At 47.8% G+C, this 18,350-nt stretch carries 15 protein-coding genes and 14 tRNA genes; 7 read left to right on the forward strand and 22 right to left on the reverse strand.

The features are described from left to right. Positions 1–355 precede the first annotated feature (355 nt). Both QVE09_RS27365 and murQ read left to right on the forward strand, forming a co-directional pair. Entirely contained in the window at positions 356–1,312 is a 957-nt protein-coding gene (locus tag QVE09_RS27365) for a BadF/BadG/BcrA/BcrD ATPase family protein (protein WP_315939375.1), read from the forward strand. 22 nt (positions 1,313–1,334) lie between these two features. Then, on the forward strand, positions 1,335–2,240 hold the full coding sequence (gene murQ, locus QVE09_RS27370) for an N-acetylmuramic acid 6-phosphate etherase (protein WP_315939360.1): 906 nt from the start codon (positions 1,335–1,337) through the stop codon (positions 2,238–2,240). A 146-nt stretch (positions 2,241–2,386) separates the two neighbouring features. Here the strand turns inward: murQ and QVE09_RS27375 are convergent, their stop codons facing one another. Both QVE09_RS27375 and QVE09_RS27380 read right to left on the reverse strand, forming a co-directional pair. Continuing rightward, entirely contained in the window at positions 2,387–3,226 is an 840-nt protein-coding gene (locus tag QVE09_RS27375) for a MurR/RpiR family transcriptional regulator (RefSeq protein ID WP_127548113.1), read from the reverse strand. Positions 3,227–3,351: 125 nt separating this feature from the next. Next, positions 3,352–4,581, reverse strand: coding sequence for an anhydro-N-acetylmuramic acid kinase (locus QVE09_RS27380; RefSeq protein WP_315939361.1), 1,230 nt, complete (start codon positions 4,579–4,581; stop codon positions 3,352–3,354). 282 nt (positions 4,582–4,863) lie between these two features. On the opposite strand from QVE09_RS27380, the gene QVE09_RS27385 reads away from it, so the two are divergent. Both QVE09_RS27385 and QVE09_RS27390 read left to right on the forward strand, forming a co-directional pair. Then, positions 4,864–6,276, forward strand: a complete 1,413-nt coding sequence (locus QVE09_RS27385) for an N-acetylmuramoyl-L-alanine amidase family protein (RefSeq protein WP_315939362.1) — start codon at positions 4,864–4,866, stop codon at positions 6,274–6,276. A gap of 34 nt (positions 6,277–6,310) precedes the next feature. Continuing rightward, the gene (locus tag QVE09_RS27390; protein WP_315939363.1) at positions 6,311–6,871 is read left to right on the forward strand and encodes a GerMN domain-containing protein; all 561 of its coding nucleotides are present in this window, start codon (positions 6,311–6,313) and stop codon (positions 6,869–6,871) included. 80 nt (positions 6,872–6,951) lie between these two features. On the opposite strand, the gene QVE09_RS27395 is transcribed toward QVE09_RS27390, so the two are convergent. From QVE09_RS27395 to QVE09_RS27410, 4 genes are all read right to left on the reverse strand, one after another. Continuing rightward, positions 6,952–8,541 (reverse strand): MBL fold metallo-hydrolase, encoded by a 1,590-nt coding sequence (locus tag QVE09_RS27395; RefSeq protein WP_315939364.1) that lies wholly within the window; start codon positions 8,539–8,541, stop codon positions 6,952–6,954. Further along, positions 8,538–10,223: an ABC transporter permease gene (locus tag QVE09_RS27400; RefSeq protein WP_315939376.1), complete on the reverse strand. Its 1,686-nt coding sequence runs from the start codon at positions 10,221–10,223 to the stop codon at positions 8,538–8,540. Before QVE09_RS27400 ends, QVE09_RS27395 begins: the two co-directional genes overlap by 4 nt. 73 nt (positions 10,224–10,296) lie before the next feature. Beyond that, positions 10,297–11,367, reverse strand: a complete 1,071-nt coding sequence (locus tag QVE09_RS27405) for an ABC transporter substrate-binding protein (protein WP_315939365.1) — start codon at positions 11,365–11,367, stop codon at positions 10,297–10,299. A gap of 70 nt (positions 11,368–11,437) precedes the next feature. After that, positions 11,438–12,454 (reverse strand): ABC transporter ATP-binding protein, encoded by a 1,017-nt coding sequence (locus QVE09_RS27410; protein WP_076329907.1) that lies wholly within the window; start codon positions 12,452–12,454, stop codon positions 11,438–11,440. A gap of 367 nt (positions 12,455–12,821) precedes the next feature. Here QVE09_RS27410 and QVE09_RS27415 point away from each other — a divergent pair, with 367 nt between their 5' ends. Continuing rightward, positions 12,822–13,730 (forward strand): LysR family transcriptional regulator, encoded by a 909-nt coding sequence (locus QVE09_RS27415; protein WP_315939366.1) that lies wholly within the window; start codon positions 12,822–12,824, stop codon positions 13,728–13,730. Positions 13,731–13,877: 147 nt separating this feature from the next. After that, positions 13,878–14,738 (forward strand): CYTH domain-containing protein, encoded by an 861-nt coding sequence (locus QVE09_RS27420; protein WP_315939367.1) that lies wholly within the window; start codon positions 13,878–13,880, stop codon positions 14,736–14,738. Positions 14,739–14,988: 250 nt separating this feature from the next. Here the strand turns inward: QVE09_RS27420 and QVE09_RS27425 are convergent, their stop codons facing one another. After that, a complete protein-coding gene (locus tag QVE09_RS27425) occupies positions 14,989–15,414 on the reverse strand; it encodes a hypothetical protein (RefSeq protein ID WP_315939368.1) in 426 nt (141 codons plus the stop codon). Between the two features lie 147 nt (positions 15,415–15,561). On the opposite strand from QVE09_RS27425, the gene QVE09_RS27430 reads away from it, so the two are divergent. Beyond that, positions 15,562–15,921 (forward strand): cupin domain-containing protein, encoded by a 360-nt coding sequence (locus QVE09_RS27430; RefSeq protein WP_315939369.1) that lies wholly within the window; start codon positions 15,562–15,564, stop codon positions 15,919–15,921. A gap of 284 nt (positions 15,922–16,205) precedes the next feature. Here QVE09_RS27430 and QVE09_RS27435 read toward each other — a convergent pair whose 3' ends face one another. The 15 genes from QVE09_RS27435 to QVE09_RS27505 form a co-directional block, all read right to left on the reverse strand. Continuing rightward, on the reverse strand, positions 16,206–16,811 hold the full coding sequence (locus QVE09_RS27435; protein ID WP_315939370.1) for a short chain dehydrogenase: 606 nt from the start codon (positions 16,809–16,811) through the stop codon (positions 16,206–16,208). Positions 16,812–16,997: 186 nt separating this feature from the next. Next, positions 16,998–17,068 (reverse strand) — tRNA-Gly (locus tag QVE09_RS27440). A 12-nt stretch (positions 17,069–17,080) separates the two neighbouring features. Continuing rightward, a tRNA-Pro gene (locus QVE09_RS27445) sits at positions 17,081–17,154 on the reverse strand. Between the two features lie 16 nt (positions 17,155–17,170). Then, positions 17,171–17,247: transfer RNA gene (locus QVE09_RS27450), tRNA-Arg, on the reverse strand. A gap of 6 nt (positions 17,248–17,253) precedes the next feature. After that, positions 17,254–17,328, reverse strand: a tRNA-Gly gene (locus QVE09_RS27455). 8 nt (positions 17,329–17,336) lie between these two features. After that, positions 17,337–17,424 (reverse strand) — tRNA-Leu (locus tag QVE09_RS27460). A 9-nt stretch (positions 17,425–17,433) separates the two neighbouring features. Beyond that, positions 17,434–17,509: transfer RNA gene (locus tag QVE09_RS27465), tRNA-Lys, on the reverse strand. Positions 17,510–17,518: 9 nt separating this feature from the next. After that, positions 17,519–17,593: transfer RNA gene (locus tag QVE09_RS27470), tRNA-Gln, on the reverse strand. An 11-nt stretch (positions 17,594–17,604) separates the two neighbouring features. Then, a tRNA-His gene (locus QVE09_RS27475) sits at positions 17,605–17,680 on the reverse strand. 97 nt (positions 17,681–17,777) lie between these two features. Next, positions 17,778–17,853 (reverse strand) — tRNA-Thr (locus tag QVE09_RS27480). A 22-nt stretch (positions 17,854–17,875) separates the two neighbouring features. Then, positions 17,876–17,953 (reverse strand) — tRNA-Asp (locus QVE09_RS27485). Between the two features lie 25 nt (positions 17,954–17,978). Next, a tRNA-Met gene (locus tag QVE09_RS27490) sits at positions 17,979–18,052 on the reverse strand. A 16-nt stretch (positions 18,053–18,068) separates the two neighbouring features. Then, positions 18,069–18,144 (reverse strand) — tRNA-Val (locus tag QVE09_RS27495). Between the two features lie 6 nt (positions 18,145–18,150). Then, positions 18,151–18,222, reverse strand: a tRNA-Glu gene (locus QVE09_RS27500). Between the two features lie 17 nt (positions 18,223–18,239). Next, positions 18,240–18,331 (reverse strand) — tRNA-Ser (locus QVE09_RS27505). Between the last annotated feature and the right edge of the window lie 19 nt (positions 18,332–18,350).

The raw sequence follows: 18,350 nt of genomic DNA on the forward strand, positions 1-18,350 counted from the left end.
ATCTCCTTTGCATGTCATCATCCGATTCTTTCATTGCCTAACCATGCTACCCCTTTGTGATCGTTCGGCCTTCAAACGCCATCCACCTATACCGCGGCAGTAAGGAAAAGCACCTCCCCTGTAGATTGGGCCTGCCAGTCGCAGGCAAAATCTCTTAAATGCAATATTAACGTCAACTTAATTGACATTAACAGTATTAATTCCTTCCAAAATTGTAGATTGAATTCATTATATGAGTTGTAAAATAAAAATTCAACATTATTTTTTATTATAAAATTTAATTTTACTTTTTCTTTTCATGCAACTATACTATGTAAAAAGAAAACCCAAGCAAGCGAGGTGAGCCACTTTGCGAGTGTATGTAGGCGTAGATGGAGGCGGTACCAATACTGATGCAGCAATCATTTCTGAATCTGGTGAAATTCTCGCCCGACTCAGCGGCGGTCCCACGAATCCTCACAGCGTATCAACTGAACAGGCCATTTCCGAACTGCAACGAGTGCTGGAACAGCTATTTAATCTAATAAGTGATTTATCGACAAATTGTGAGGGTATATGCCTTGGTATGTCAGGTGTAGATACGATCCAAGAACGGCAACTTATAACCGAAGCAGTAAATAACTATATGAAGAGTCGTAATCGACATGCATCAGAAGGTTTTCCAGTCTGGGTTGTATCCGAAGGAGAGATTGCTCTGATGGCCTCTCTCGGACATACGCACGGTGTGTTGTGTATCTCTGGAACAGGGTCCATCGTGTACGGATTTACGCAGAAAGGCGAGCGATACCGTGCAGGTGGCTGGGGTCACCTGCTCGGAGATGAGGGGAGCGGCTATCGTATTGGGCAGCGTGCACTCCAAGTGGTTATGCAGAGTTATGACGGTGTTCTTCTTCCAACCTGTTTAACCCCGCTTCTTCTAAAGAATCTGAGCCTTCGGGATATATCGGAGCTAAAGACGCGAGTGTATCAGACGGATTGGGGCAAAACCGAGACCGCATCCATCGCCCGCTTAGCTATAGAAGCAGCTGAACTCGGAGATGAGGCCGCCCGGGCACTGATCATTGACGAAGCCTCACAATTGGCGGATACCGCCAAGGCGCTGATTGCCCGTCATCCCGAATTTGCATCCACTCCGGTTGTCCTGTCCGGATCAATGTTTCGATACGCTACACTTTTCCGAAATACATTTATTCAGAAGTTATCGGGATATTATGGAGAGTTGGACTTTGTATATCGTGAAGATGCCCCCGCTCCAGCGGTTGGTGCAGCACAACTGGCAAGAAAACGCCGTTCCCTGAATGAATCATTTTAAAAGAGAGAAGGAGGCCATACGGATGAATCACATGCTGAATTCACTAATAACAGAACAACCCCATCCACTAACGGATCATATAGATGAATTGCCTTCGGCAGAAATTATGGAGCTCATTAATAAGGAAGATCAACGGATTGCGGAGCTCATTCAGCCCCTAATTCCGGTCATTGCTCAGGCTGCAGATCGGATCTTGGAGGCCTTTCAGTCTGGCGGCAGGCTTTTTTATGTAGGCGCAGGTACCAGTGGACGATTAGGAATACTTGACGCTTCGGAATGCCCGCCTACCTACGGAACCCCGCCCTCCATGGTGCAGGGTATTATTGCAGGGGGATTCCGGGCAGTGAAGGACCCGGTTGAAGGTGCTGAAGATAGTGAGGAGTTGGGAGCTGCGGACCTTGATGAACATGGCTTAGACAAAAACGATGTCGTGGTTGGCATTGCAGCCAGTGGACGAACGCCGTATGTGCTGGGTGCGATGAGACACGCCAAGGAGATCGGGGCTACGGTGATCAGCCTGAGCAATAATGCAGGCACGCCGATGACCCTGTTGGCTGATGTAAGCATTGAGGCTGTTGTCGGCCCAGAGGTTGTCATGGGTTCAACACGTATGAAGGCAGGCAGCGCCCAGAAAATGATTCTGAACATGCTCACCACTACCGCAATGATTCGTCTGGGCAAGGTTTACCGTAATTTCATGGTCGATCTGAACCCTTCGAACGAGAAGCTTGTCCATCGGGCCAAACGCATGATCCATCTGGCAACCGGAGCAAATGAAGCGGATATTGAAGAGGCTTTTACCGGTGCAGACGGTCATGTAAAAACGGCAATCGTCATGCTGATGGCAGGCGTGGACGTAACAGAAGCCCAGCACAGGCTTGATTTGGCTGACGGATTTGTCCGCAGCGCCATTGCGGGGCCTTCCTGAGCCGTACAGGGATATCATTATAGGTGGTAAGAGAGGAGCCCAACATTAGTATGGGCTCTTTTTTTATTTTTTTTATTCTAAAAGCGGATATAATCCGTCAAAAAATCCCCTCCTGTATAAAAGAAAGGGATTCATATGGTTCTACTTCACTTGTGCTCCAGAATAGCCTGTCGGCTCTTCTCCAAATACTCCACCGACTGGTTGTAATCCCGACTGGCAATCGCCAGATACAAAATGTCGATCACGTTCAACTGAGCAATCCGTGACGATGTGGCTCCGCTCCGAATATCACTTTCGGTGGAAGTAATCATCAGGGGCACATCCGCCATACTACTGAGTGTGTTGTTGCCCCACTTGGTAATGCTGATTGTCGCTGCACCACCATCATGAGCATGCTTGAGACAGGAGATTACGTTTGACGTCTCCCCTGAATACGAGATACATACCACCGCATCATCTTCACGAAGCGTCGTTGCGGACGAAATCTGCATATGCGGATCGGCGAACGAAAAGCTTGTACGATTGATTCGCATGAACTTGTAATGTGCATCCAGCGCAATCAGGTTGGAGGCCCCTACTCCATAGAAAAAGATCCGGTTCGCCTGATGAAGCACGTCCACGGCTTTTTCTACCAGACGTGGGTCCAGAATATGAACCGTATCCTTCACCGACTGAATATTGTTTGCGGACACATGCTGAATAATGCTCTCCATGGAGTCCTGGGGACGAATCTCCGTATATTGATATGGCTCACTCGTCTGCAAATCTCCGGCAATCTTCAGCTTCAGCTCCTGAAAACCTGTTACACCCAGGGATTTGCAGAGACGGATAATGGCAGCTGGGCTGCCTCCACTCCGTTCAGACAACTGGGCCACCGAGGATTGAACAGTTTCTTGCGGGTGATCGAGAATATAAGCTCCGATCTTCCGTTCGGACGGGGTCAAGTCATCCATTAATGCGCGTAAACGTACAAGTCCACCTTTCATGCCTTCCATTCGCTCCTCCTTTCCATACTGCATTCATGTACAAGCATTTTATCTTATAATTCCACTCGCGTCTAATCGAATTCCTCGCCCTTCCATAACTGAACTCATATTAAAGTCAGGTCTCACTAAAGTGTGAGATTGCCAGAGATTACGGCGTGTTTCGCGCCGGTTACGGCCGGAAGTGTATTGGTTCTTCCCATAAGTGCCTCATGGCCAAGTAAAGCAAATCCAATGGCTTCCCGAGCATCATCGGGTATACCATAATCTTCCGTTCGCTCCAAACGGATATCCTTCGGTAGTCTCTGACGGATCATCTCCATTAACGTGGCATTGGATGTGCCACCACCGCACGCGAGCATGGCCGATATTTGCACCTTGGGCAGAATAAAATCCTTCACTGCACGCACGATAGTTTCCGCGGTCAGACAGGTGGCAGTAGCCAGCGTATCTTCAAGCGTTAAGGAACGCGCTGCGGCCATCTCCATCAGTCTCACTGCATACGCGGCTCCATATACTTCTCGCCCGGTACTTTTCGGTGGAAGTCTTTTGAAATACTCATCCTCCAAACACAGTTCTACCAGACGCTGATCGACCTTCCCCTGTGCGGCAATACTTCCATTCGGATCATAATGCTGCCGCCCATCCGTTGCCTGTCGCACAATGGCGTCCATCACCATATTACCCGGTCCCGTATCAAATGCCGAAATACTTTCGGTAGATGACTCGGAGGGAAGCACCGTCACATTGCCAATGCCACCGATATTCTGCACCAGCCGCCCTTCCGTCGGGCTTCGGAACATCAGAGCATCCGCATAAGGCGTAAGCGGGGCACCTTCCCCACCAGCGGCCATATCCCTTGCCCGCAGGTTGCCAATCACTGGCAGTCCTGTCCGTTCTCGAACGACAGCACATTCACCGATCTGCAATGTCGATACCACATCAATACTTGCTCCCGTTGGCCCTGGAAATGCAGATGCTACAGGCGCATGCCATACCGTCTGCCCATGCATGCTAATCACATCCACCTGCTGCGTTGAGATACCGGCAGACTGCATCAGTTCCGTAACACTATGCGCATACCACTCTGATACACCAAAATGCGCGGCTGTCAGCTCGTCGACACGCGCCGTACCCGGTGAACATAACCGGATCAGTACGTCTCTCAATCCATTCGAATACGGCACACAGACGAAATCAACCAGCTCGATCTGCTGTAATGCCCCGCTCTCATCCGTTTGGATATGCACCAGTGCCGCGTCAGTTCCATCAAGTGACGTTCCTGACATTAGTCCGATGACCAGATGCTCCTGCTTCAAGCGATACTTCTCCCACATCGGATAGCTGCCTGTATCCATCCACTTCCAACCTCCTGCAAGACCCGATGAACACGTCATCCTGCCATAATTTCACCCAGTATATGATATTAAATTTCACAAGTCAAACATTATATGAAATTTAATTACATCATTGAAAATAAAAAGAGATATATTCATCGCATTTGCGATCACACATCATGTTTTCTTCCATCAATTGATAATTAGATATCAGAAGAGAAACATTTTTACATTTTTACCGTTTATACTATGTAGGTATATTTTGGAAGCGAGATATAGATCTAATACTAGTCGAGGTGCATAATGAAGAAAACCATTTTACTACTGTTTTTGAGCCTGTTCTTACTCTTTTTGCTCCCTAATCAGGGAAATGCCGCTGCAAGTACGTCGAAAATCTTTATGGATGGAGAGGAATTAGTCCTCCCAAGTGATGTACAGGTGAAGATTATCAATAAAAACGTGATGATTCCGATTCGTGTCGTTGCCGAAAATTTGAAATTCAAAGTCGATTGGAACCAACAAGCACGCACTGTAAAAATTCAGCAAGATCAACAGACGATTTCCCTAACCGTGGATCAAAAGCAAGCCATGGTTGCTGACAAACAAGTCACTTTGAACACAGCACCGCAGATTTTGAATAAAACGCTGGTGGTGCCCATTCGATTTGTCAGTGAACAAATGGGGCTTAAGGTAAGATGGAACAATCAAGACAAGATCGTTTACTTAACAAACACCAGTAAGGAACCTGTTATCGATCCAGGCAACAGTTCTGGAAAAGGGGATTCAACGTCTAACGCCCAGGTTACCGATATCCAATTTGCGAATAATCAGCTCGTTTTATCCACCGACGGGGCCGTTCAGCCGGTAGTAACGACCCTCAAGTACCCTGATCGTCTGGTTGTGGACTTGCCCGGAGCCACCTTTGGTGACATCTCCCAACCGCTGGATCAAGGACTCAATGGCAAGTTGGATGTGAGCGGTTATCCCAATGTGACAGAAGTGAGATATTCGCTGTTCAAACGAGAACCGGCACAAGTTCGCATTGTCGTAGAATTGAATAATGTGAAGAATGTCCAGTATAGCCACAATGTGATTGCCGACAAACTGATTATTGATCTGAATGTTGCGGGAGACAATGTCACACCTGCTCCAGTCACTCCAGTAGGCGGTTCAGGACGCAAGGTCGTGGTCATCGATCCAGGACACGGTGGCAGTGATCCAGGGACGATCAGCATCACGAACAAACCCGAAAAGGAATACAATCTGGCATTAGCTCACAAAGTACAAGCCCTGCTGCTTAATGAACCTAATATCGAATTGGTGATGACTCGTGAAGGTGATACCTATCCGACCCGCCCTGAGCGTGTTCAACTCGCCAATCAATTAAATGCGGATGTATTCGTATCTATCCATGGTAATAGTGTGAAGTCCGCCCCCCAAGCCACAGGTACGGAGACATATTATTACCAACGCAGTAACAGTAAGGAATTAGCTAATATCATTCATCAACGTTTGTTGAAAGCCATGGGGCTTAGAGATCGTGGTGTGAAAAATGGCAACTTGGAAGTGATCCGAGACACGACCATGCCTGCGGTGCTTTTGGAAGTGGGATTCCTGAGTAATGTGCTTGATGAAGAACTGATGTCGTCCGATGACGTTCAGATGAGAGCCGCTCAAGCGATAGCCGATGGAATCAAGGAGTATTTGGGCCTGTAAATCATCAAATAAATCAGATGAAGGAAGTGATTCTTTGAATAAGAAGCTAGGTTGCGCACTGATATTATCATGCTTGATCCTTATCGGAGTTGGATGCGCTCAGAAGCCAGTGAGCCAATCCGGTTCAAATGAACCTGCTGTTCAGGGAGGACAGACGCAGGCGCCAAACCCAGCCAAAACGGAGGTGGATCTGGGCACAATGAATACACAAGTCGTCGATGTATATTTGGCAGATTCTCAGGTCCTTAAGCTGGAGAAAACAGAGCAGGAAATTGAATACAAGGATGATTCCGAAAAATATGAAAAAACATTTGCAGCGTTGCAAACGAACACCGATTCGGAGCTTGTTTCCCTCTGGGAGCAGGTGGAACTGCTCTCTATCCAATATGCTGAGGGCACGGTGACTTTGGATGTTCATATCCCCGCTGAAGCCAATCTCGGTACCAGTGGAGAATTGCTCGCATTGGAAGCTTTAACAACAACGATGTTTCAATTTGATGAAGTGAACAGCCTGGATATATTGGTGGATGGTGAAGCCGTTGATAGTTTGATGGGTCATGCCGAACTGGAGCACCCCATTCATCGCGAACCCTAAATGATCAGACAACAATGGAAAAAGAACGTCCCCATGGACGTTCTCAGATAACGAACGCAACACTTCGTTTCTTGCACAATTCACACATACAGCTCGTCACCAGCAGACAGTGAATGTATAACTGTTCCCGGTGACGGGCTATTTATGAGCAAACCTTCTTTTAATCGGTCCGTCTCTGCCTGGTCAGCATGCACAAGGACCGTATGCCTTGCTGGAATCTGATGCAGCATCCGTTCAACATCCTTCCAGCCCTGATGCACTTTATAACGTATTTTCCGCACCACACACACTCCACACTTGTCAGGAACCCGTAGCAACTTATCAGCAAATGTGCCGTGAGCAACATGCCCGGTGAGCAGTATCAGATTCTCCTCCCTGTCCGATAATTGACTATAGTACCAACGAGCAAGCGATGACTGCATCATGCCGTCCGGAATAAACCATAGCGAAGCAGCATGATGTTCCAACAGTTGTTCCCGCTCTAGGGTGGTCGTAGGCAGATCCCATCCTCGTCCGGTCAGAAAGCCATCAATTTTGTCTCTCAACGAACTTCCGATGACATGCTCTCCCTTCTCCCTCAACCAATATGGAACATGCATAAGCTGCTGCATGCCGTCCACAAGTCCTTGTTCCACTACAATTGGGATATCCGGGAATTGTTGCTGTGCCCACAATATGATCTCCTGTCCACGCCCTACGACAGGCATGGGTAAGAGCACCTTTCCACCTTGAGCCATCGTCTGGCGAATGGCTCGTTCAAGCTGTTCCAGTTTGTCGGCCTGTGTATCCTGGTCCGTACCATAGGCCGCATCAACAATTGCCAGATCCACCAGCCCGACGGAAGATATTGGCGCAGCGTCTGCTACGTTTGCTCTGCCTACTCTGACTGCTCCATCTGCTCCGTTGGATGTGAAATTTCCCTGCTTTATGGGTATCTCCATGGATACAAGTGTTCTTGACGATGCTTCTGATGCAACAGATGTCTGATCTTGTGACGTTATGATTTCTCCAGCCTTTTGCCCACTGTTCATAACAATTAATTCCTCCGCGCCCCACTGTTCACTGCTCAGAGCATCTGACACAGGATTCTCACGAAGCATGCTTATCTGCCAGAACCCCTCCGCTGGACAATCCTCCTGTAAAAGCATCGATTCGGACGTATAGTCCCCGGAGTAGAAAATCCGCTTACCTTCCATTTCAACCCCAAACCACACCGATCCAGCCAGATGTCCACTCCGGCCCCACATCACTTTTACTTCGGGAATCGGTTCGAACCAAGTTTGGGATACGACCTCATCCTCCAGATACCGATAACGAATAGCCTGCTCATCTGCTTCATCATAAGGGAGCTTCTCTCCGACACGTTCTGCAAATCTTCGCCAGTTGGCAAAATACGTACGCAGCTGCGCCCTCGTCTCCCTCGTCGTCCAAACTTCACCCTGGTAGCCCATCTTATACAGCAAAGGGATGGCGACCGAATGATCCTCATGGGCATGGGACAAAAACACCGCATCCAGTTGCGGGACAATCTCCGGGTCAATCAGCGGATACTGGCCCGTGCCTTCTTTTTTGATACCACAATCCAGCAAAAGGCGAAACTGGCTCCCGCTCAGGAGATAGGCGGAACGCCCATGTTCCCCTGCACCGCCCCATACGTTCAGTTTGATCATGATGCATTCCACTTTCTCTTTGAATTCAGCAGTTCGATTCCCAGCAGCATCAGTACCGTCATACCTACAGTCACCACGGCCATCGCCATTCCCAGTGATACCTGACCTTGTTCAAACTGGGCAAAAATATACGTAGCCGACGTCTGCATCGACGGCGGAAGAATCAACAACGATCCGACCAGTTCCCTTGTTGCAATCGTAAAGGTCATCATCCAACCCGCCAACATGCCGCGTAGGATCAGCGGGATCAGGATACGCCGCAGAATATACAGCGGCTTCCCGCCAAATACTTGCCCAGCCTGGAACAATGTTCCGTCAATCTGGGTAAAGCTCGATTTTACATACTGCACGGTGTAAGGCAAGAAGAGAACAACGTACGTGAGAACAACCATGCCGTAGGTGTTATACAACGTGACTGGCATCCAGGGTGAGTTCCAGAACAGAATCAGACCCACGACCATCACGATACCCGGCACCGTATTAGGCAACAAACTGAACAAGTCAATCACACGCTGCATGAATGAAGATGATCTGCCGATCGCGAGCGCAAAACCCGTACCGATAATAACAGCAACGGTTGAAGCCGCGAGGGATAATCCCAGACTGTTACCGATCGCCTTCATACTCACTGATCCCCATGATAACAGCTCCTTGTAATGATCCAAGGTCAGATTATCAAAAGCAATTCCCGATCCCCGTAACTTCATGGTCGAAGCGGCGATGATGGAGAAATACGGAATACCTATCGACAGGATCAACAGGATTGCAAGATACACCCCGCACAACCATCCTGCTCCGCCACGAAGAGAATATCGCTTCGAACGTTGCCCTTTGCCACCAACCAAACGATACGTGAACTTTCGACTCATGGCAGACTGCATATACCACATCACCAGACAGACGGACAACAGCACCGATGCCAGCGAAGTCGCCTTGCCGAAGTCAATCGGCCAACTGGAGATGTACTTATGGATCTCGGAGGTCATGACATAATAGCCAATCTTGCGCCCAAAGGTCGCCGGTGTTCCGAATTCCGCAATCGTTTTGACAAAGACCAGCATGATCCCCATGCCGTAGGACGACAACAATAAGGGTAAAATAATACGTCTGAAACGATACCCCGCACGTGCACCGTGCACAGCTCCCGCTTCTTCCAGATTGCCACCGATTCGGATCAATGCATCCCGAAGCAGCAGATACAGGAATGGGAACAGGTGCAAGCTCATAATGAGCACCATGCCCCAGAAGCTGAAGAACAGCTCACTCCAGCCCGCAGATGATGGCACCCATTGCTGAAGGTATCCCCCTTTTTGCATAAACAGAATCCAGCCCATCGATCCGATATACGGCGGGGTCATGAACGGAATCATCAGGATTACATCCACCCAGCGATGCTCGCCCATCCGAGTCTTCGCCATCATCCAGGCCAGCGGTAGCGCCAGCAGCGTGGTTACTGCTACAACGCAGATACCAAGCCAGACGGAATTCAGCAACACACCCGATAGATGATGACCTGTAATCGTGCGAATCGGAGCCATCCAGTCCCATTGTCCGTCCGGATACACACTTTGCCAGAAGATCAGCAAGAGCGGCACGCCAATGCTTATGGTCAGCAGAAAGAGGGCCAGAATCACGCCCACTCTCCGAAAAATTCGGTTGTTGTCCAATACAACAGGTTTCACTACGTTCACCTCACATGACTTTCCACAGACAGCAGGTATTCCTTTTGCCTAGTTGTCTCTATACTTGTTCTTCTTACTTAAAAGTCTCGGAAAAACGTGCTGCTGTCTCTTCGCCATGTTCGCTCATCCAGTTCCAATCCACTTTAAGCTGTGGAATATCCTTCACATTGGCACGGTTAGTCGCTTCAATGTCTTCGCGGCCCGGGATCAGATAAGCATCTGCAACGAGTTTCTGTGCTTCATCGGATAACAGGTAGTCAATGAACGCTTTGGCGTTCTCTACATTTGGACTGGATTTCAGAATCGCTGCCGGTCTTGGGCTGATTACCGTGCCTTCCTCAGGATATACGATATCCAGTGGCTCACCTTTTGCTTTTGAGGAATACGCCATGTAATCCACACCTGCTGCTACGATGCTTTTGGCACCCGTAATGACAGGATCAAGTGCTTCCTGATTGGCGCCTGCCATCGCTACACCATTGGCTTTGTAGGCACTCAGCATATCCCATTTTTCACCTTTCGCACTCAGGTATCCTGTGATGAAGTCGAGTGCTGAACCTGATAATGTAGGGTCGGGAATGTTCACTGCATCTTTCCACGCAGGCGTAGCCAGCTCTGCCCAACTTGTTGGTGGTGTAGATACCAGTTTGGTGTTATACACAATACCCAGTGCGGAAGCACTGCTGCTAAAATAGTTGCCCTCTGCATCCGACCAATCCTTGTTCAGCTTGTCTGCATTGGCTGCTTCAGGGTAAGGCATGGTCAGTCCGTCTGCTTTCAAAGCCTGTGCTGAAGGCAGCGAGGCTAGAATTACAACGTCTGCAACCGGATTGGACTTCTCTGCTTCCATACGAGCCAGAATTTTGCCTGTCGTTCCCTGGAACATCTCGACTTCAATCCCCGTTTTGTCCGTAAATCCGCTCACGATGTTATCCGCCAGCTTCTGTGGGCCAGCACTGTACAAAACCAGCTTGCCGCCAGCCGGTTTCGTTGTTTCCGCCGCTGCTGCTGTGTTTCCTTCACCTGCGGGTTGTGCCGCATTGCCTGTGGTTGTGTTCCCTGTACTACATCCGAACAAACTGATACTCATGACCGCTGTTAATAACAGCATTGCGCTCTTTTTCCGTGTTTTCATACCCAACATATTCGTCCATCTCCCCTGGTTTCTTATAAAATGTGTACTCCTGCTTTCAACTGCGTGCTCGTTTAACAATTTAATATGCCACTGCGATCGCTTCGTTCTGCTTCATACTCGGGTGGTCATACCCGTCCATTCGGCATATCCGCTCAGGTGTTACATAGAGCTGCACCCGCTCCCCTACGCGCACTCTTTGGTTCATATAGGCTGTCCATACGCCAAGCCCTTCCATCTGCACTCGTACTTCATAGCGCTCACCTACATAGCTGACACTAAGTACCGTCCCTGGATAACACAGATCGTCATGACCTGTTTTGTTCCAGGTGACATGCTCTGGACGCACCATCGATTGATTAGGCGTGAGCCAGTTGGACTTTCCGATAAACGAAGCGACATACGGATCACTTGGCGCCGAGTAGATCGTTTCCGGACTTCCTTTTTGCAATATCCGCCCCTTCTGCATCACCACAATCTCATCCGACATCGACATCGCCTCAATCTGATCATGTGTGACATACAGCGCAGTCAGTCCCATATCCCGTACCAAGGACATCATCTCAATCCGCATCTCTTCCCGGAGTACAGCATCCAATGCACTTAGTGGCTCATCGAACAGGATCACACCAGGTCTGACCGCTACGGCTCTGGCAAAAGCAACCCTTTGCTGCTGTCCACCAGACAGCTGATGAGGATATCGATCTTCCATGCCTTGCAGGCGAACCATACCAAGCGCCTCGTTCACCTTTTGCCGGAGATCAGATTTCTGTTTTCCGGCCTTCAGGCCAAACGCTACATTTTCGTATACGGTCATATGCGGCCATAATGCAAAATCCTGAAACACCATGCCCAGATTACGCTTGTGTGTTGGTATATCAATCCGCTTCGCCGCAGAGTAGATACACTGACCATCTGCACGAATCTCCCCCGCGTCCGGCTGTTCCAGCCCGGCCAACATACGGAGCAGTGTTGTTTTGCCACAGCCCGATGGGCCGAGCAGTGTCGTGAACTTTCCATGTTCAAGCGTTAGATCTGTTGGCAGCAGTGCGGGTGTTTGATTAAATGATTTTTGAATTCCTGTTATCTCTAATTTCATAAGCATCCCTGCCTGTCTTCTGTTACTTGATCTCTTGCACTGTTCTCAGTTTAACGTCCGCTTTCGCGAGTTGTATGTCTTGTATGTAAAATTGGAATTAACTTTTTAGATGAATTCTGTTGATGTTCATAGATTAAATCTATAGTAGGTGAACTAAATTAATTTTCATGTTGTCGCTCCGATTACAGCACCATCTTCCGATCGCTGTTATCCCCAGATTTCTTATATTCCCTTTATAAAGGGAGAAATCCGGGGATAAAGGCGAACGCTCCGCTTCTTCAGATTGGTTCTGTACTCTCCGTCTTTATGAAAAATATTAGATCATCTTATATATTGGGCTAGTAGAAATGAGAGGAGTGTTGGGTCATTGAATCTGATCAAACTGCAAATTGTTGAGCTGATCGACAAGCATCATCACATGACCAGTGTGGCCGAGTTACTGGGGATCAAACAACCAACCGTTACATTTCATATGAAGTCATTGGAGGAAGAGATGGGCGTGCGATTATTCGAATCGCGCAGTGGAAAGACCTTTCTAACCGAGGCGGGACAAGCTCTGCTGCACTATTCTGTCAAAATTAATGCTCTTACCCAAGAGGCAAGGCGGGTAGTGAAGGAATATGACAGTCTCTATCGGGGCACCCTGCACATTGGGGCAAGCTATGTACCGGCTACATATCTGCTGCCCGCCATACTCAACACCTTTTCTCAGGAATTTCCAGGCATTCGAATCGTCTTATCCGTCAAACCATCACCTGTTATTCGCGAGATGTTAATTCGGCATCAGATTGATCTGGGTGTGATCTCTTCTGAGCCATTTGTTGGACCCGCGCTGCAAGCTGAGACGTTATGTGAAGACGACCTGGTACTGATCTGTTCTCCGCAGCATGGGTTGGCCCAGAAGGATACATTAACACCCGATCATATCGCGCAAATTCCTTTTGCCTTACATGGCAATGAATCCAGTACTCGGCGGCTAACCAACCAATGGCTCGCGCAACATGACATTCGTTTGCGAAGCACGGTGGAGATGGATTCTCTGGAAGCGATCAAACAGCTCGTGTTAATCGGGGGGCATGTCTCATTCATGTCTCGGATGGCAGTACAGTGGGAGGAACAGCACGGGCTCATTCAAGTTCTTCCCATTCCGGGAGAGCAGGCACCGCGCCATATCTATACGGTACATAACAAGGACCGCCACCCTTCAGTTCAGGTAAACCGCTTCAAAGAAGTGCTGCGAGAGGTGAGTCACGGCTTCCCCATTTCCCATGGCTGATTGCCCTCATCCTCTATAAACTATCGTTTGCCATTCATCAAATCTATGCAGGGTTAACGCAATGTGCGCTCCCCGTTAATCGCTTTCAGATACTCGGGCGATAAAGTGAGATCTGTACGTTAATCCAGATTAGGAGAGTGATTGGTTTTGAAAAAGTGGAAAAAGGTAACCGCCTCATTCATGCTGAGCATCGTAACATTGGGAAGTGGACTGACGTTTCTGGGAGCACCCCAGGCTTCAGCAGCTGCCAATGCCGTTCCTGCTTATGAAGTAAAGTTTCTGGCCAAACCGGAACTGGTATTGAATACAGATGGGACACCACGCAGTGAAGTGATTCAGACCCTCGGCCTAAGTTCCACGCCAAAAAACATTAACGTAGAGTACTTTGACACCAATGCGCTCGGACTGGATGAGCAAGGATGGAATGTTCGTTTTCGCAAAAAGGATGACAAAAATAATTATGAACTGACCTATAAAAAACGGTACTCTGTCATCAATGGTGACATCAATGCAGCGCTGACACTGGCTAACCAAGAAGGATTTGATAAGTCTGATGATAATTACGAGGCTGAGATTGATTGGGGATACGAAAAACAGACCCTGAGCTTCTCCAACACCAAAAAAGTCGATACCAAAACGACAGGTGTTGAACTTCCTTCGGAGCAAGAAGCCTTGAACATGTTACTGGACAAGCTCCCTGGCAAATTGAAAAACTGGTCTGCCTCCAACTGGGGCAAGCAGCAACTGACTCAATCCCGTGCATATGGCCCTATCACATTCCAACGATATGAAGGTACATGGAATGGTCAAGAGCTTACACTCGAAGTATGGCCGATCCGTGACGCAGCAGGTACAGGTATTGGGAATATCGTAGAGGTTTCTTTCAAAACCGATGATACTGTAGCCGTATCCGGACTGCGTACCCAACTGCTGCAATTGCTGGAGAACAACAACTGGCTGATTCCGGCTGATGGCTTGAAGACACAGACGATTCTTGAAAGATACTAATCGCTGGCTCTTAATAAAAAGGCAAGCTCCTCTTCCTGCGGACATCGTAGGAGAGGGCTTGTCTTTTTTTGCGTAGTGAATTAAATGATCTGTTATTTGAGTAATTCTACGATTAACATCGGTTGCGATTTTACTGGTTATTCGCTCAATGGTTTAGATGATGGGAACTATGTATTGGCTATTTTCCAACTCGTAACCTATTTCAATTCAATTTATAGTGGAGAGTTACGCGGTTCAATGATCAGAGTTTCTAAAGTCTTACAATTCCATCACTTGAGTTTCGCGCGAATAGCTGGCCCTCGATTTCCCATAGAAATGCTTTAGCGTGCGCAGGCTTCATAAATCTTAATACTATCGGACGTACCCTACCATTCATCTCGTAGTGTATTACGAGATAATTTCTCGAATTTGAGCTACCTGTTCTTTTTGGATATCCTGCACTCCCAATTTTTCTTAATGAGAGTTCAAACGTTTGCTGACCACTTTGAATATATAAGTTCCCATTACCTAACAGCACATCCACCCGCCTGCCTTCCGCAACTTGTGGAAGCCCTGACTGATGAATCCCTACTGCATGTAACCTTGATTGGAACTGCTGTTTTAGTTTATTAGATCGACCCGTCGTGCGAATACCAAATATCGAAACTAAGATAATAAAACCAAGTATAAACCACATTCTATATCCCCCCCTCGCTTTCTCTTCTGTATATCATTTCATATTATCATATGGACTTCTTATTTGTATGACAATATGTGATAATTGATAATGATTCTCAAATACATCATATGTAATGTTACTATTGCAAGTTAAGGAGGGATTCTGGTGACTTTGCAAGTCTTTCCACTGATATCTAACGGTGACCATACCCGTGACCTATATGCAAGATTCAAGACATCTGAAATGATCGATCAAGCGTCGTTTTTTCCACCATTTGTATTAACGGATACACATCTTCTGCTCATTTGCACTGGCGGTGAAGCCGATATCCGTATTGGGCATAGGCATAATCATGCCGCACTCGGCAAAATGTATCTGATCCTGCCACGAACAGCGATAGAATATACACCGGATGAGGTTAATCCTTTACTAGAGCTTTTGCCTGAAATCAAAGCAGACTATCTGTTTATCGTGTCCATTAGCTCAGATGGGTCAGCTGAAGCATTGCAAAAAAACAAAAGATGAACTCAACGAAATCCAGCAACTCCAAGTGTGGAAAAGCCTGCCCGCTGTCCAAAATGGTCATGTCTATGTCCTCAATGCTAAGAAATGGCTCATTGACGGCCCCATTGCCGAATCGCTCAAACGTAAAGAAATGCTCGAAGTTCTTGGAGCATCTGCTCCCTAATTCCACACACCAGTCCGTTTCATGGAAAACAAAAGGAGAACAACAGGATTATTCTGTTGTTCTCCTTTAATTTTATATTTCAGATGGCTTCATTCAGCAGTTCTTCATTCACATCAGGCTTTTAATAAATCTTAAAGTTCTGGGCTGTTTCGATCCCAAGTGCACTCTGGATAAACGTATTAGCTACTTTCTCTACAGGTACGGGATTAAATCCAATAAAGAAATCCTTATATTTTTCCGCCGACTCTACAAACAGATTAGGACTAACCGAATTCAAACGAATGCCTCTTGGTAACTCAAACGCTGCCGCTCTGGCAAACGAATCAATAGCCCCATTGACCATAGCACTTGATGCACCTTGCTCAATAGGGTGGTCTTGTATAATGCCACTGACCAGCGTGAAACTCCCCTTGTCGTTAATATAGTGCTGTCCAATCAATACGATATTGACCTGTCCAAGCAGTTTACCCTGCACACTAATCATATTGTTCTCAGGTGTCAGTTCTTCGAGTTTCGCATAATGGGTCTGGCCCGCCGCCACAATGACGTAATCAATATTTTTCACCGTTTCGAAGAGGGTAGTAATACTCTCTGTCGACGTCATATCCACCTGGACATCCCCGGATTGTCTACCTGCTGTAATAACCTCAACGGAATAATCTCTCAGTTTCGCAACAACGGCTTTACCTAATGTTCCGTTTCCACCAATGACCAGAGCTCTTTTCATTACTGTTTGTCCTCCTTTATAAATAAATGCGGTTAATCAGATACGAATTGTTCTATTTATTTAAACAAAGATTTCATCCTTAATCAAATGACAATTGACCCTATTTTAAATAGAATATACATATTCTTTTTAACGCAAAAAAAAAGCCATTGCTATAAGCAAAGACTTTTCTGTATGTTACTCGGAAGCGGGTGATGGGAATCGAACCCACGCTATTAGCTTGGAAGGCTAAAGTTCTACCATTGAACTACACCCGCAAAATAAGAAAATCGGGATGACACGATTTGAACATGCGACCCCCTGGTCCCAAACCAGGTGCTCTACCAAGCTGAGCTACATCCCGATACTTATGAAAATAATGGCGCGCCCTGAGAGATTCGAACTCCCGGCCTTTTGATTCGTAGTCAAACGCTCTATCCAGCTGAGCTAAGGGCGCAAATATTGGAGCGGAAGACGGGAATCGAACCCGCGACCCTCGCCTTGGCAAGGCGATGCTCTACCGCTGAGCCACTTCCGCAAAACATATGGTGCGGTCGAGAGGACTCGAACCTCCACGGGGGGTTAGCCCACACGGACCTGAACCGTGCGCGTCTGCCAATTCCGCCACGACCGCAAAATATAATGGTGAGTCATGAAGGGCTCGAACCTTCGACACCCTGATTAAAAGTCAGGTGCTCTACCAACTGAGCTAATGACTCGTAATGAAATGGCTGGGGATATAGGATTTGAACCTATGCATGACGGAGTCAAAGTCCGTTGCCTTACCGCTTGGCTAATCCCCATTAAAAAATCATGGGGCGATCGAGGGGAATTGAACCCCCGAATGCCGGATCCACAAACCGGTGCGTTAACCACTTCGCCACGATCGCCATAGAGTAAGCCATTCATCCACTAAGAGTATCTTAGTATTAGCAACTGCATCTATAATATACATTCTATCACAAATCCAGATGTAAATACTAAAAATGGTGCCGGCGAGAGGACTTGAACCCCCAACCTACTGATTACAAGTCAGTTGCTCTACCAGTTGAGCTACACCGGCACGGTGTATATTTAATTAAAAATGGCGGAACCGACGGGATTCGAACCCGCGATCTCCTGCGTGACAGGCAGGCATGTTAGGCCAACTACACCACGGTTCCATAGTACTTTCTCAAGGAAAGTTAATTGCGGGGGCAGGATTTGAACCTGCGGCCTTCGGGTTATGAGCCCGACGAGCTACCGGGCTGCTCCACCCCGCGTCGTTATAAAGTTATATGGTGGAGGCTGAGGGGATCGAACCCCCGACCCTCTGCTTGTAAGGCAGATGCTCTCCCAGCTGAGCTAAGCCTCCATATTATGACCCGTAGGGGATTCGAACCCCTGTTACCTCCGTGAAAGGGAGGTGTCTTAACCCCTTGACCAACGGGCCTTGCTAAAAAAATTATCTGGCGGAGAGAGAGGGATTCGAACCCTCGAGACGCTTGTGACGCCTACACGATTTCCAATCGTGCTCCTTCGGCCAGCTCGGACACCTCTCCATATGGCTCCCCGAACAGG

This window comes from Paenibacillus sp. ClWae2A (assembly GCF_032452295.1).
In the GTDB taxonomy this organism is placed as follows: domain Bacteria; phylum Bacillota; class Bacilli; order Paenibacillales; family Paenibacillaceae; genus Paenibacillus.

Coding starts and splice junctions, on each gene's coding strand:
- murQ (WP_315939360.1), top strand. CDS start 1,335: ATGAATCACATGCTGAATTCACTAATAACAGAACAACCCCATCCACTA.
- QVE09_RS27375 (WP_127548113.1), bottom strand. CDS start 3,226: ATGAAAGGTGGACTTGTACGTTTACGCGCATTAATGGATGACTTGACC.
- QVE09_RS27380 (WP_315939361.1), bottom strand. CDS start 4,581: ATGGATACAGGCAGCTATCCGATGTGGGAGAAGTATCGCTTGAAGCAG.
- QVE09_RS27385 (WP_315939362.1), top strand. CDS start 4,864: ATGAAGAAAACCATTTTACTACTGTTTTTGAGCCTGTTCTTACTCTTT.
- QVE09_RS27395 (WP_315939364.1), bottom strand. CDS start 8,541: ATGATCAAACTGAACGTATGGGGCGGTGCAGGGGAACATGGGCGTTCC.
- QVE09_RS27405 (WP_315939365.1), bottom strand. CDS start 11,367: ATGTTGGGTATGAAAACACGGAAAAAGAGCGCAATGCTGTTATTAACA.
- QVE09_RS27410 (WP_076329907.1), bottom strand. CDS start 12,454: ATGAAATTAGAGATAACAGGAATTCAAAAATCATTTAATCAAACACCC.
- QVE09_RS27425 (WP_315939368.1), bottom strand. CDS start 15,414: ATGTGGTTTATACTTGGTTTTATTATCTTAGTTTCGATATTTGGTATT.
- QVE09_RS27435 (WP_315939370.1), bottom strand. CDS start 16,811: ATGAAAAGAGCTCTGGTCATTGGTGGAAACGGAACATTAGGTAAAGCC.